At 74.2% G+C, this 12,758-nt stretch carries 13 protein-coding genes; 2 read left to right on the plus strand and 11 right to left on the minus strand.

Annotated elements, in window-relative coordinates; all coding sequences use genetic code 11:
• Positions 1-70 precede the first annotated feature (70 nt).
• A complete protein-coding gene (locus tag RDV89_RS07945) occupies positions 71-1,141 on the plus strand; it encodes an alkene reductase (protein ID WP_315732423.1) in 1,071 nt (356 codons plus the stop codon).
• Positions 1,142-1,165: 24 nt separating this feature from the next.
• On the opposite strand, the gene RDV89_RS07950 is transcribed toward RDV89_RS07945, so the two are convergent.
• The 7 genes from RDV89_RS07950 to RDV89_RS07980 are packed head-to-tail and all read right to left on the minus strand — an operon-like array spanning position 1,166 to position 7,299.
• Positions 1,166-2,083 (minus strand): HNH endonuclease, encoded by a 918-nt coding sequence (locus RDV89_RS07950; protein WP_315732424.1) that lies wholly within the window; start codon positions 2,081-2,083, stop codon positions 1,166-1,168.
• A 57-nt stretch (positions 2,084-2,140) separates the two neighbouring features.
• Positions 2,141-2,575: a hypothetical protein gene (locus RDV89_RS07955; protein WP_315732425.1), complete on the minus strand. Its 435-nt coding sequence runs from the start codon at positions 2,573-2,575 to the stop codon at positions 2,141-2,143.
• Positions 2,572-3,534, minus strand: coding sequence for an NAD(P)/FAD-dependent oxidoreductase (locus RDV89_RS07960; protein WP_315732711.1), 963 nt, complete (start codon positions 3,532-3,534; stop codon positions 2,572-2,574). The genes RDV89_RS07955 and RDV89_RS07960 overlap by 4 nt, the downstream gene beginning before the upstream one ends.
• Positions 3,535-3,536: 2 nt before the next feature.
• Positions 3,537-4,835 carry an FAD-dependent oxidoreductase gene (locus RDV89_RS07965; protein ID WP_315732426.1) on the minus strand — a complete coding sequence of 433 codons (1,299 nt, stop codon included), beginning with the start codon at positions 4,833-4,835 and terminating at the stop codon, positions 3,537-3,539.
• Between the two features lie 46 nt (positions 4,836-4,881).
• Positions 4,882-5,559, minus strand: a complete 678-nt coding sequence (locus RDV89_RS07970) for a GNAT family N-acetyltransferase (protein WP_315732427.1) — start codon at positions 5,557-5,559, stop codon at positions 4,882-4,884.
• On the minus strand, positions 5,556-6,359 hold the full coding sequence (locus tag RDV89_RS07975) for a hypothetical protein (RefSeq protein WP_315732428.1): 804 nt from the start codon (positions 6,357-6,359) through the stop codon (positions 5,556-5,558). Before RDV89_RS07975 ends, RDV89_RS07970 begins: the two co-directional genes overlap by 4 nt.
• Positions 6,328-7,299, minus strand: a complete 972-nt coding sequence (locus RDV89_RS07980) for a type IV toxin-antitoxin system AbiEi family antitoxin (RefSeq protein WP_315732429.1) — start codon at positions 7,297-7,299, stop codon at positions 6,328-6,330. The genes RDV89_RS07975 and RDV89_RS07980 overlap by 32 nt, the downstream gene beginning before the upstream one ends.
• A gap of 105 nt (positions 7,300-7,404) precedes the next feature.
• Between RDV89_RS07980 and RDV89_RS07985 the strand changes: the two genes are divergently transcribed.
• A complete protein-coding gene (locus tag RDV89_RS07985; protein ID WP_315732430.1) occupies positions 7,405-8,664 on the plus strand; it encodes a DUF3500 domain-containing protein in 1,260 nt (419 codons plus the stop codon).
• 3 nt (positions 8,665-8,667) lie between these two features.
• On the opposite strand, the gene RDV89_RS07990 is transcribed toward RDV89_RS07985, so the two are convergent.
• The 4 genes from RDV89_RS07990 to RDV89_RS08005 all read right to left on the minus strand — a co-directional run bounded on the left by RDV89_RS07990 (position 8,668) and on the right by RDV89_RS08005 (position 12,655).
• Positions 8,668-9,057 (minus strand): hypothetical protein, encoded by a 390-nt coding sequence (locus RDV89_RS07990; protein WP_315732431.1) that lies wholly within the window; start codon positions 9,055-9,057, stop codon positions 8,668-8,670.
• Positions 9,058-9,202: 145 nt separating this feature from the next.
• Positions 9,203-10,462 carry an adenylosuccinate synthetase gene (locus tag RDV89_RS07995; protein ID WP_315732432.1) on the minus strand — a complete coding sequence of 420 codons (1,260 nt, stop codon included), beginning with the start codon at positions 10,460-10,462 and terminating at the stop codon, positions 9,203-9,205.
• Positions 10,463-10,507: 45 nt separating this feature from the next.
• Complete coding sequence (locus RDV89_RS08000; RefSeq protein ID WP_315732433.1) at positions 10,508-11,512, minus strand: hypothetical protein; 1,005 nt, start codon at positions 11,510-11,512, stop codon at positions 10,508-10,510.
• A 78-nt stretch (positions 11,513-11,590) separates the two neighbouring features.
• Entirely contained in the window at positions 11,591-12,655 is a 1,065-nt protein-coding gene (locus RDV89_RS08005) for a protein kinase family protein (protein WP_315732434.1), read from the minus strand.
• Between the last annotated feature and the right edge of the window lie 103 nt (positions 12,656-12,758).

The following is a 12,758-nucleotide window of genomic DNA, read 5'->3' on the forward strand; positions in this document are numbered from 1 at the left end:
GCACGCCCGGGCGCGGGCGGGGTGAGCTGGTACACGGAACAACCCGCCCGCCTCGGCTGCTGAGACCTGCATGGCTGATCTTTTCGACTCGCTGACCGTCGGCGCCTGGACGCTGCCGAACCGCCTCGTGATGGCGCCGCTGACCCGCAACCGCGCGAAGGGCACCGTGCCCGGCGACCTGGCGGTGGAATACTACTCGCAGCGCGCCTCCGCCGGTTTGATCATCACCGAGGGCAGCCAGCCCACGGCGGACGGCCAGGGCTACCTCGACACCCCCGGGTTCCACTCCGACGAGCAGCTGGCGGGCTGGCGCCGCGTCGCCGACGCCGTGCACGCCGACGGCGGCCGGATCGTCGCCCAGCTCATGCACGCCGGGCGCATCTCGCACCCGGACAACACCGGCGGGCAGCAGATCATCGCCCCCAGCGCGATCGCGGCGCCGAACGAGATGTTCACGGCCGAGGGGCCGAAGCCGCACCCGACCCCTCGGGCCCTCGAGCTCGACGAGATCCCCGGCGTCATCGAGGGCATCGTGCAGGCGGCGCGCAACGCCGTCGACGCTGGTCTCGACGGGGTCGAGGTCCACGCGGCCAACGGCTACCTCATCCACCAGTTCCTCGCGCCGGGCTCGAACCACCGCACGGACGAGTACGGAGGGTCGCCGGAGAACCGCGCCCGGTTCGCCATCGAGGTCACCCGCGCCGTCGCGGAGGCGATCGGCCCGGACCGGGTCGGCATCCGCATCTCTCCCGCCCACAACATCCAGGGCGCGACCGAGGAGGACCCCGCCGACGTCGCAGCCACCTACGGCCTGCTCGTCGACGCGCTCGCGCCGCTGGGGCTGGCGTACCTCAGCATCCTGGCCGACCCGAAGCTCGAGCTGGTGCAGGACCTGCGCCGCGCCTTCGGTGGCGTGGTCATCGCGAACGACGGCTTCGGCGAGATCACCACGCGCGAAGCGGCCCAGGAGATCCTGGACAAGGACCTCGCCGACGCCGTGGCGGTCGGGCGGCTGTTCCTCGCCAACCCCGACCTCCCGCGGCGCTGGGAGATCGGGGCGGAGCTGAACGAGCCCAACCCGGACACGTTCTACGGCGGCGGCGCCGAGGGGTACACGGACTACCCGGCGCTGGGTGACTGACGCGCTGACGCAGCTCGGTCTGCTCTAGCCGGCGTCGAGAAAGCGCTGGTACCGAGCATCGAGCAGGGTCCTGTCCGGGCGATGAGTTCGGCGCTCGGGCAGGACCATCAGCGGCTTGCCGTGGAACTCCTGGATGCCGTGGCGCAGCATCGGGCCGTCGACCTCTTCGAGCACGTCGCGGTTGACGCGGATCTCGTAGTCCGGGGTGATGCCGATGATCCGACGGTCGTAGGCGGCGTGGTGCATCTTGCACAGTGTCAGGCCGTTGGTGATGACGGGTAGCCCACCGGCTCCGTCCTCGTGAATGTGCGCGGCATCGAGCAGGTCGCTGTGGCGGAACGAGCAGATCGAGCACGAGGTCCGGTACGCCCGCAGCACGGCCGCCCGGAACGGGCGCTGGTGAAGTCGGATCTTGGCGAGTTGTTGCCGGTAGGACGGATCGAGCTCAAGGTCGACCGACGGCCAGACGATGTCAGGCTGGGGCACCGCTTCGATGTCCACGACGAACTGCATTTCGAGCGGCTCCTCGTTGATCAGGTAGATCGGATAGAGAGCGCTGTATCCACCGCCCTGGACTCCGAGCCACCAGATCAACGGGAGACGTTCGACCATCGCTGCGCGTAGCGCCCGGTTCTCGAAGTGGTTCGGATCGTCGCCGCGCATCTTGTATCGGTGGAACCCATCGGGATCGATGTTGTCGTCGTACGGCCGGTCCGTGCCCTCGGGGCGGTAGACCGTGCGGAAGGACAGCGCGGCCTCCAGCTGTCCCGGTTTCCAGATGCCCTGCTGCGTCGGCATCAGACGCAGGGTCTCGCCGCCGAGGGCGAGGCCGCTGGTGTCGGCTTGAGTGAAGGTCTCCTTGCCGGCGGCACGTTGGCGGTCGAGCCAGGCGAACGCTGCGTGCCGCAGGGCCAGCTCCCGCAGCCGCTCATCCGGAGTCACCGTCGGATCATCCCAGAGGGTGCGCTCGCATGACGGGCTATTGGCTGTGTCGGACGCTCACCTGACCGCCCCCACCACCGCGGCGCCGAACGCGGCGGCGGCACCACCGAGGCGTACGGCGTCGGCGACCGCCAGCCGCCGCAGCAGGGCGGCGCGGCGCGCCGGGTCGTCCGTGCACCCCAGCGCACCGTGGAGGGGCGCGCCCGCAAACGCGGTCGTTGCCACGACAAAACCCGACAGGCCCAGGGCCACCCCCTGCCAGACGTCGATCCCGTCGAACAGCACGGACACCCCGGCCAGGGCCAGCACGCCGTAGACCGCGACGACCAGCGGCGCGATCCGCCGCGAGTGCGCGTCGTGCACCGCCCGCCACCGCTCGGCGGGGGCGTCGCGCTCGACGCGCAGCGCCGGGTACACCACCAGCGTCACCACCGCCTGGAACCCCAGGTGCAGCGCGGTCGCCGCGAGCAGCAGCGCGGCGGCGAGGGTCACAGCGTCCGGGCGAGCGCGGCGCCCAGCTCGTGGCCCGAGCGCCACGCCGTCGCGACCCGCGGGGTCGGGCCCCAGCCGTCGCCGCAGACGCCGATGCTGCGGTCGTCGAGGAGGTACGCCTCGTCGCGCTCGCCCGTCGGCCGCGCCAGGCCCCAGCGCTTGACCAGGGACGACGCCGGCTCGGGGAGGTCGAGCACAGCGCGCAGCGCCGCGACCATCTCCGGGCCCGCCGCGTCCGGGTCCTCGAGGTGGCGGCGGGCGAAGTCCGGCGTCGAGTGCGCCACCAGCACCGGCGCGCCGTCCCCGCGGCGGCGCCCGTCGTCCGCGACGAACGAGAGCACCTCGGAGTCGTTGACGAACACCCCGTCGACCTCCCACGTCGACCGGTCCCACGACGCCACCAGCGCCAGCACCGGCTCCCACTCCCGGTCGAGCCGCGCCGCCACGTCGGCGAGCGAGTCGTCGAGCAGACGGACCGCCTGCGCGTCGGGCATGGCCAGCACGACGGCGCGGACGGTCGCGCCGCCGACGCGTACGCCCGAGGGGCCTGCACTCACCGCGGCGACCGCGCCGCGGCGTACGTCGAGACCCTCGGCCAGCTGCTCGACCAGCGAGCGCAGGGCGCCCGGCGCCGACCAGCGCACCGGCCCGTCCTTCGGCTCGAGCCCGTCCGCGGACGTGGCGTGGAAGCGTCGAGTCCACTCCCGAGCCAGCCCGGCCGCGCGCCAGGACTCGACCACGGCGGCGAAGGCGGGGTCGTCGTCGGGGACGGTGAAGTACGCCGCGCCCAGGTCGACCGGGCGGTCGTCGACGCGCTTCGAGGCCATCCGGCCGCCGACGCGGTAACCGCGATCGACCACGACGACCGGCACCCCGGCGTCGACCAGCGCCCGCGCGCACGCGATCCCGCTGATCCCGGCCCCGGCGACCAGCACGGCGTCCTCGGCGATGTCCTCCATGCTCACGATCCCGTCCCTCGTAGGTGCTCGAGTGCGGCCCGCGCCGCGCGGTGCCCGCCGACCAAGGCGCCCTGGATCGACGCGGTGTCGCGGTGGTCGCCCGCGACGAACAGCCCGTCGCCCAGCGCGACCGGACGTCGCAGCGACAGCGGCGGCGCCTGCGCCGGCAGCGCGTGCGGCACCTCGTCGCGCCGCAGCAGCTCCCAGCCGCCCGGGTCGCGCCCGAACAGCTCGCCCGCGTGGTTGCGCATCGCCGCGCTCGACGGCGACGGGCGCCCCGGCCCGAGCAGCGCGGACGCAGCCACCGTGTGCCGGCCCGGCGGGGCGTAGCTGGGCGCGGCGGCCGACATCACCGCCGCGTTGACCAACGGCCCCCTCGGGCGCGCGCGGCCGTCGACGTGCAGGATCCGGGCGCGGTCGGCGGGGGCTGGGGACGAGGGCGCGGAGTACCACTCCGTCACCACCCCGCGCCACGGCGGCGCCGCGATCCCGAGCAGCCGCTCGGCGGCCGTCGCGTCGCCGGCCACCACCACGGCACGGGCGATCACCTCGCCCGCGGAGGTCCGCACCCGGGCGGGCGCGCCGCCGGTGACCGACTCGACCTCGACCCCGGTGCGCACCGGCTCGCGCAGCCGCGCCGCCAGCTGCCGCGGCAGCGCCTCCATGCCCTCTCGCGGCAGCGCCGGGGTGTCCTCCACGAACGAGCTGACCAGCAGCCGCGCGAACTGCGCCGACGTCGCACCGGTGTCGTCGAGCACGACACCGGCGAGGAAACCGTCCAGCACCCGCCGCGGCAGGCCACCGACCCCGGCGGCGTCGAGGCTGTCGGCCAGCGCGGCGTCCGGGGCCGCAGCCAGCCGTTCCCCGAGCCCCGCGGTCGAGCGCCCGGGCACCGCCGTCGGCAGCACGGGCGCGACCCACCGCGCCAGGCGCAGCGCGTCCGGGACGCTGGTGGCCATCGCGGCGGCCGAGGCCGGCAGCAGCGCGGGGGCGTGCCAGGGGTGACCGAGGCGGCGTACGCCCGTCTCCCCGCGCACCGCGACCCCCGCGGTGAAGGCGTGCAGGTCGAGGGCGGCGACGTCGACCCAGCGCCGCACGGCGGGGTAGCCGGGGTTGAGCAGCTGGAAGCCGCGGTCGACGAGGTGCCCGTCGACGGTGTCGGTGCGGATCCGGCCGCCCACGGCGTCCGCGCGCTCGAGCACCACGACCCGCAGGCCCGCGTCCTCCAGCTCGCCGGCGCAGCGCAGCCCCGCCAGCCCGGCCCCGACCACGACGACGTCGGCCTCGTCCACCCCGCCCATGGGGGAAGGATGCTGGGGCGCGCCAAGCGGTCTCGACTCCCGAGGATCAGGCCGGCGTCGTCCACCCGTGGAAGCGCACCTCGCGCCGGGCGGTGAACCCCAGCCGCTCGTAGACCCCGAGCGCCGGGTTGTCGGCCGCCACGTGCAGGAACGCGCGCTCGCCGCGCGTCGCGACCCCGCGGACCAGCTCGGCCACCAGCGCCGTCGCCAGCCCCTGGCCCCGCGCCTCGGGCCGCGCGCAGACCGCGCTGACCTCGGTGAACCCGGGCGGGCGCAACCGCTCGCCGGCCATCGCGAGGAGCACGCCGTCGCGCCGGACGCCGACGTAGCGACCCATCCGCACCGTGCCCGCCCAGAACGGTCCGGGACGGGTGGCGGCGGCCAGCGCGAGCATGTCCGGCACGTCCGCGGCGCCCAGCTCGACGTGGCCCTCGGGCCGCGGGGTCCTGGGTGCGGAGATCGGGCCGACCATCTGCAGGCCGTCGAGCTCGAACACGGGCGCCCAGCCGTCGGGAGGCGTGGCCGGGTGGCTGAAGAGGTCCGCGAACGCGCCGGGGCTGAGCAGCCGGGCGAGGTCGGCCCAGTCGTCGGCGTCGGGCTGGTCGGGCGGCGCGCAGAAGGTCGCGACCTCGGGGGCGTACGCCACCGCGCTCCCGACCCGGCGCGCGAGCGGCGCGTGGGCGCCCAGCAGCGCGGCGCGGACGGGGTGGTCGAGGACGCTCACGTCGTTGCTCCGTGGACGTCGGTCGACGGCACGAGACCCCGCCGCAAGGCGTCGAGCCGTTCGGCGGCAAGCCGCCGCCCGACGGGGCTGCCGACCATCGCTTCCACCAGAGGCGTCGCGGCACGGGGCTCCAGCTGATCGGCGACGCGTCGCGTGACCGCCGCCGCGAAGTCGCGGCGGATGAGGGAACCGGTGCGGAACGGTCCGGCCAGGTCGGGCAGGTGGTCGCCCGCCGCCAGGGCCGTCTCGTCCGACCACACCTCCGCCTCGTAGCCGCCCTGGTGGCTGGCGTCGAGGAGCAACGCGAGGTCGCGGGCGTCACGCGTGCTCGTGCGACCCCGTGCCTGCCAGGCGATGATCTTGAGGACGACCTGCGCGTGCAGCGACGCGGACCGGATGACCAGGTCGGGAGCGAGGCGCACGTCGATCGTGGACCGGGCTGCGTCGGCGAGACCGGTGACGTCCAGGGTCGTCGACTCGTCGACGAGCTCGTCGCCCGGCGCCACACCGCCGTAGGCGATCACGTCGACCGCGTACCCCGCGGCTCGATGACGGATGCGGCCGCCACCGGACTTCCGCAGCGGGGCGACGATGCTGCGGTACGCCTCGTCGTCGGCCGCTGCGACGGCGATGTCGACGTCGTGGGTCACGGTCGATCGGGGCAGCCCGGCTGCCATGTGCACCACGACGTCGCGAGCGAACGCTCCGATGAGGAACCAGTCGGCCAGCGCGGCGTCGAGCTCGGCCAGCGCGGCGAGCGGCAGCTCGTCAGCCCACGCGGAAGCGTCGAAGATCGGCATGGTCCTCCCACATCTCCTCGGCGGCGGTGGCGACACGCGGGTCGTCGCCGCTGATCGCGTCGGCGTACACCAGCAGGGCGGGAGCGAGGTACGGGTCGTCGCAGAGCTCGGTGCTCCAGAACCGCTCGCGCAGCTCGACGTTCCAGGGCTCCTCGCGGCGCAGCCGGGCGTGGCGGCGGATCTCGGCCCACGGCGGCGTGCCGTAGACCAGGGCGACGGACGGCGTGACCGGCGCCCCGGCGCGGGCCAGGGCCGCGCCGCCGCTCAGGGCGACGTCGGGAGGTCCGGCCTGCTCCCGCCACCACTCGAGGTCGGGGCCGGCAGCGCGGGCCGACTGCAGGTGCGGCCGGATCGTGGTCTGGTACGTGGCCAGCCAGAGCTCGGCGAGGCGGGGCAGGTGGAGGAGTCGACCACCGTCCGAGGACAGGTGGCCCCCACGGCGCAGGTCGTCGAGGACGTGGCTCGTCGTGCCGATCGAGACGCCGCTCAGTGCGGCCAGCCGCCGCACGGGCGTCCCGGCCAGCTCGGGCCGGACCAGCAGCGCGAAGAGGACGCGCGCGCCCGACCGGGTGAACGCGCGACCGGTGACGGGGCGCGCCGGCGTCCGCCGGGGCCGTCCGCGGACGTCGAGGAGGAAGCCGGGTAGCCGGATGTACGCATTGCCGCTCGCATCGACGAAGAACCGCTCGTCCGCACGGAGGCGCTCCGCGGTCCTGGTCGCGATGTGCTCCGTGGCGATCACGTCGCCTGCGCCCGGACGCCGGCCGCGCGGGAGCTGTGACCTGACGTCGACGTGCAGCTCCTGCCCGCCGTCAGCCGTGGGGACCGTCACCGTCAGGTCCGACTCGCCATCGACCGCGATCTTCGTGGGGGGTAGGTCGAGGGAGGTGAGGACCTCGGCGACCCTGGCGAGGAGGTCGGGTTCGTTCAGGTCATCCACGCGTTCAGCCTACGTGAACATTGTCCCGTTGTGAACGTATGCACTCATCCCGCCGTTACAGACCGCGCACAGGGAACCCACAGCGGGGCGGCGGAGCGTACGGGCATGACGACCTCCACGCCCCTGCGCCGCCGGTTCCTCGGCGGCCTCTCCGCCCTCGCCCTGGCCGGCGCCGTCGCCCTCGGTGGCTGCGCGGCCGACTCCACGACGTCGACGACGTCCAGCACCTCCAGCACGTCGAGCACGGTGGCCGGCCTCGCCGACGCCAGCGCCGGCACGACCGACGCCACGACCACCGCCGAGACCATCTCCGACACCGCCGCGGCGGCCGAGGCCTTCCTCGCGACGCTGAGCGAGGAGCAGCGCGAGGCGGTGCTCTACGACTACGACGACGAGACCAAGACGACGTCGTGGTCGAACTTCCCCGTCACCTTCGTCGAGCGCGCCGGCGTCAACCTGGCCGACCTCACCGAGGAGCAGCAGGACGCTGCGATGGCGGTGCTGGAGGCGCTGCTGAGCGAGGAGGGCTACGAGACGGTCACCGGGATCATGGGCGGCGACGCGTACCTGGCCGAGAACAGCAGCAGCACCGAGGACTCGCTGGGGCAGTACTACATCGCCCTCTTCGGCGACCCGTCCGACACCGACGCCTGGGAGGTGCAGTTCGGCGGCCACCACCTCGGCATCAACGCCAGCCTCGACGGCGCCAGCGACGCGATCACCTTCGCGCCCACCCACCTCGGCGTGCAGCCGGCCGTGTGGACCGACGACGACGGCGAGGAGGTGCAGCCCTTCGACGGCATCTACACCGACGCGTTCGCGTTCTTCGACAGCCTGACCGAGGAGCAGCAGGCCACGCTCACCTCCGGCGAGGTCAGCATGTGCGCGCCCGGCGACACCTGCGACTTCGCCACCGGCTCCGGCCTGCAGGGCTCCGACCTCACCGACGAGCAGCGCGACCTGCTGCTCGAGCTCATCGCCAACTGGGCCGGCATGGCCGACGAGGAGACGACCGCGACCACGCTCGCCGAGATCGAGGCCACGCTCGGCGACACGTGGATCAGCTGGTCCGGCGAGACCACCTACGACATGACCAGCGGCGACGGGATCAACTTCTCCATCTCGGGCCCCGACGTCTACGTCGCGCTCCAGGCCCAGCAGGGCTCCGCCGGCGCCGACGTCGACGGCGTCACCACCTCCGGGTGGGGCCACGTGCACTCCATCTACCGCGACCCGAGCAACGACTACGCGGGCAGCGTCGAGCAGCAGGCCGGCAGCGGCGTGGGCGGGGGAGCGGGTACGCCTCCCGGCGGTGGCGCGGGTGGTACGCCCCCGGGTGGGACGCCGCCGTCGACGGAGGACTGAGGGTCAGGGGGTGGAGCGGGGACGCAGCAGGACGGTCATCACGAGGAATGCGGCGAACATGAGTGAGGCTGCCCCGAACTCGAGGGCCTCGTCGCGGTCCGACGCCTGTACGGCACGGACGAAGAAGTAGGACTGCAGTCCGAGCCCTACGACGAAGACGGCCACCTGGAAGCGGAACCATCCCCGGGTCGTGGAGCGCCGCGGATCCCAGCGGGGATCGACGAATCCGCTGAGGGTCGTCACGGTCAGGATCACCACGAGGAGCGTCACCGCCAGGCCCATCGCCGCCAGCCACGGGAGGCCGGCGAGGCCGAGCAACGCGCCGAGCGCCACACAGGCGACCGTGGTGACGCGGGTGAACAGCCGGGCTGACGCCGCTCGGTCGGAAGCCATGGTCGCCGACCTTGTCCGTCAGGGCCTCGCGCAAACCGGGGGTCTAGACCCCCGACCAGCACGGAAGTCGGAAAACCGAGCTCAGACCGGCCTCGAGGACCCCTTCCGACGCCCGTTTTCCGACTTCCGTGCTCGGGCCCCCCGCTCACACCAGCGCCACGATCCGCCGGTCCTCGCGCGCCGGCCCGTGCGCCACGGAGCCCAGCGGCACGCCGAGCTCGCGCGCGATCAGGTCGGCCGGGTCGTCGGCGTACTCCTCGACCACCGGGACCACGGACGCCAGCATCCGCGTGAGCCCCTCCTGGTGCGCGAGGTCGCGGAACGGGCCGGGGGCGACGGGGCCGTACGAGTCGACGACGCCCGCCGGGGCCAGGTCGAGGTGGCTGACGGCGAGGCGGTCGAGGCCGCCGTGGCGGCGGCACACCTCGGCGGCGTAGCGCAGCAGCACGAGGTCGAGGTGCCCGACGCGCCAGTCGCCCTGGTACTCGCCCGTGCCGTTGTGCGGCTCGGGCAGCGACCCGAGCAGCGCGGCCGCCTCCGAGGGGAACGGCCCGGCGCCGTGGCGGGTGGCGTACGCCCGCGTCGCCCCCCACACCTCGCAGCGGGTCAACCCGGCCGCCGCCAGCAGCTCCTGAGCGGGCGCGGGCGTGACCGTCGACCACGTCGTGTGCGGGTGGAAGCCGCGCCACTCGTCGAGCAGCACGCCCTGGGACCCCTCGAACACGAGCGACCCGCGGGCGGCAGCGGCGGTGAGGTACGCCGAGTCCGGCACGATCGCGACCGCCTGCGCGAACTCCAGCAGGTCGAGCGCCATCTCCCGCACGCTCGGCGCCTCGTGGCGACCCTGCGCCAGCAACGGCTCGTAGAACTCGACCAGCGCCACCAGCTTCGTCCGCAGCACCATCGGGTCGAGGCAGTCGCGCACCCGGATCGCCGCGGACCCGGCGCCCGCGCCGCCCTCGGCGACGGGCAGGGCGTACCACTGCGTCTCCCCGATCCCGAGCCCGCAGGAGCCGTGCCGCGCGTCGCCGCGCAGGTCCTCCCGCGTGCGGTTCGCGGCCCGGTGCACCGGGGTGACGACGAGGGCGTCCGGGCTGACGGCGACGAGTCCGAGCGGGTCCGCGACGCCCAGCGCCGCGAGCTCCTCGGCCTCCGCCGCCAGCCCGTCCGGGCTGACCAGCACGTGCCGGCTCAGGTAGGACGCCACCCCCGCGAGCGTCCCCGACCCGAACTGCCGGAACGTGTGGTGCACGCCGCCGGCGACCACGTTGTGCGCCGCCTGCCCGCCTCCCGAGAACCGCACCACCGCGGACACGCCGCCGGCCACGCAGAGGTGGTCGACCGTCGCCCCCTTGGCCTCGTCGCCGAAGCCGAGCCCGACGACGATCCGGTGCGGTTGTTCCACGGGAAACATCTCCTCTCGATCGTGCTGCTGGGACGAATGCCCAGGTCAGGCCAGGTCGTCGGCGTCCGCGGCGAGACCGCTGGCCACCGTGGCGGGCAGGCGTCCGGTCGCGCCGCGAGCGGCGGGCGTACGCGCGGGGGCACCGATCGTGGCCAGCGCCCGGCCCACCGAGGGACCGCTCGCGCTGCCCAGGTCGCGCAGGTCGTCGAGCCCCTCGTCGAGGTCGATCGAGTCCTCCAGCAGGCCCACCGTCAGGGCGATCAGGTCGCACACCGCGGCCGGGTCGTCGAGGCGCAGCAGCCGCTCGCCGAGCAGGTCGGCCCAGTGCTGGTTGACCGTCGGGTTGTCGTAGTGCGCCGTCTGGCGCGGCAGGACGAAGAAGACCTCCCAGCGCTCCTGCACCTCGCGCCACAGCGCCGCGGTGTCGAGGTCCTCGCCGACCCGGTCGCCGAGGATGCTGCGCACGTGCTTCGCCCTCAGCCGCGGCTTGCAGGTCTCGTCGCCGATGACGAAGAGGTAGCCCTTCCTCCCACGCTTCTCCCACGCGTCGGTCGCGGTGTGGCGGGCCATGAAGTACGCCGCGAGCTCGTAGGACTCGCTCATCTGCCCGCCGCCGTTGCCCTCGAGGAAGATCGAGCGCAGCTGCTCGTCCATGCGGTTGTCCGACTCGAACTGCCCGACCTGCAGCGGCACGTAGTCGGTGTCGGCGTCACCGATGGCGCCGAACATGATCTGCGGGTCCTCCGCGTAGCCCTTGCGCTGCAGCAGCCCGTGCAGCTTCGACAGCTCGGCCTGCATCTGCCGCGGCACCGAGCCCATCGAGCCGGTGACGTCGAAGAACACCGCGATCGGCGTGCTGTTCGGGTGCTCGGCCGAGTCGCGCGACTCGCGCACGCCGACGCCGAGGGGGTCGAGGTCGGCGTGCGCCTTCCACTGCGAGGTCGGCCGGCGCCGCAGGTCGTCGCTGTAGCCGAAGTCCGTCGCGCCGCTGCGCCGCCGGAAGGTCGCCGCCGCGGTGTACGCCCGGTCGCTCCATGCTCCGTTGCCCATCGTTCTCTCCTTCTCGCTCGGTGCGTCTGGGTGGGTCTGGGTAGGTCTGGGGGTGTCTCGGTAGGTATCGGATCTGCGCTAGACAGCCAGATCGAACGGTCGGAACCGTCGAGGGCCGTGGAGCCGCTCGAGCAGGTCGTCGTACTCCTCCAGCAGTCCCGCCGCCGTCGGCCGCATCCGCGGCTCCGCCTGGCGGCAGCCCTGGGCGAAGCGGCGCTGGGCGCGCTCGCCGGGGCGCAGCATCGTCAGCGCGAGGGCGCCGAGCATCGCCACGTCGGTCGCCGGGGTGACGAGGCCGTCGGTGGCCTCGGGCGGGTACGCCCCCGCCTGCGACCGCACGACGCCCTCGGCGCGGCGGCCGGGCCGGGTCGCGAACGACCAGCCGGCCAGCACGACGCCGTGCTCGCGGGGATGGATCAGCACGTTCTCGGGCAGCACCGCGCCGTGCACCAGCCCGGCGGCGTGCGCGCCGGCCAGCGCCCGCAGCAGCCGCCGCTGCATCCACGCCCAGTCGCGACCGTCGAGGCCGTCCGGCGCGGCGTCGCGCACCGCAGCCAGGCTGACGAAGCCGTCGGCCCGGCCCAGGGACCCGAGCACGTTCGCCTCGAGCACCTCCCCGCCGGCCTCGTCGGCCGCCGCGGTGGCGGTGTCGACGAGGCGCGGCACGTACGGCGCCAGCCAGGCCTCGGTCCCCGTCGCGTACCGCGCCAGCGTGCGCAGCGCCGCCCGCTCGTTGCGGACGAACCGGTTGGACCCGGGGCGCCGGACCAGCTTCACGACCGTGTCGGTGCCGGGCACCGCGTAGACGTTCGCCACCGTGCCCCGCGCCAGCAGCGGGCCGAGGCGGTGGGTGCCGCGGCTGCCCACGAGCACCTCGCCCCGGTCGTCCGTGTCGCCGCCACCGGTGCCGCCCGTCGGCCGCGACCACGCGGCGTACAGCGCCGTCGCCTTCGCGAACGCCGCCGCCGCGCGGGCGGAGTCGAGGCCCGCGGCCGGGCGGTCGGGGTGGAGGTGGAGGGCGAGCACCCGGTGGGTACGCCGTGCCCTCCGGACGCCGGCCGGGTCGCCGTCGGCGGGGCCGTAGAGGTCGGCCGGGGTGGTGGCGTCCTCGACCCTGCGGAGGAGGGCCTGTGCGGTGTCCATGATTAATAGTCTGCATGACAAGAAGTGGTGTGGCAAGGACTTAGTGTCAGATTGGCAATAAATCTTTCCGTGGACGACCGCCGGGGTTGTCGGTGGCGTCGCC

Source organism: Nocardioides imazamoxiresistens (assembly GCF_032378595.1).
Classification (GTDB): domain Bacteria; phylum Actinomycetota; class Actinomycetes; order Propionibacteriales; family Nocardioidaceae; genus Nocardioides; species Nocardioides imazamoxiresistens.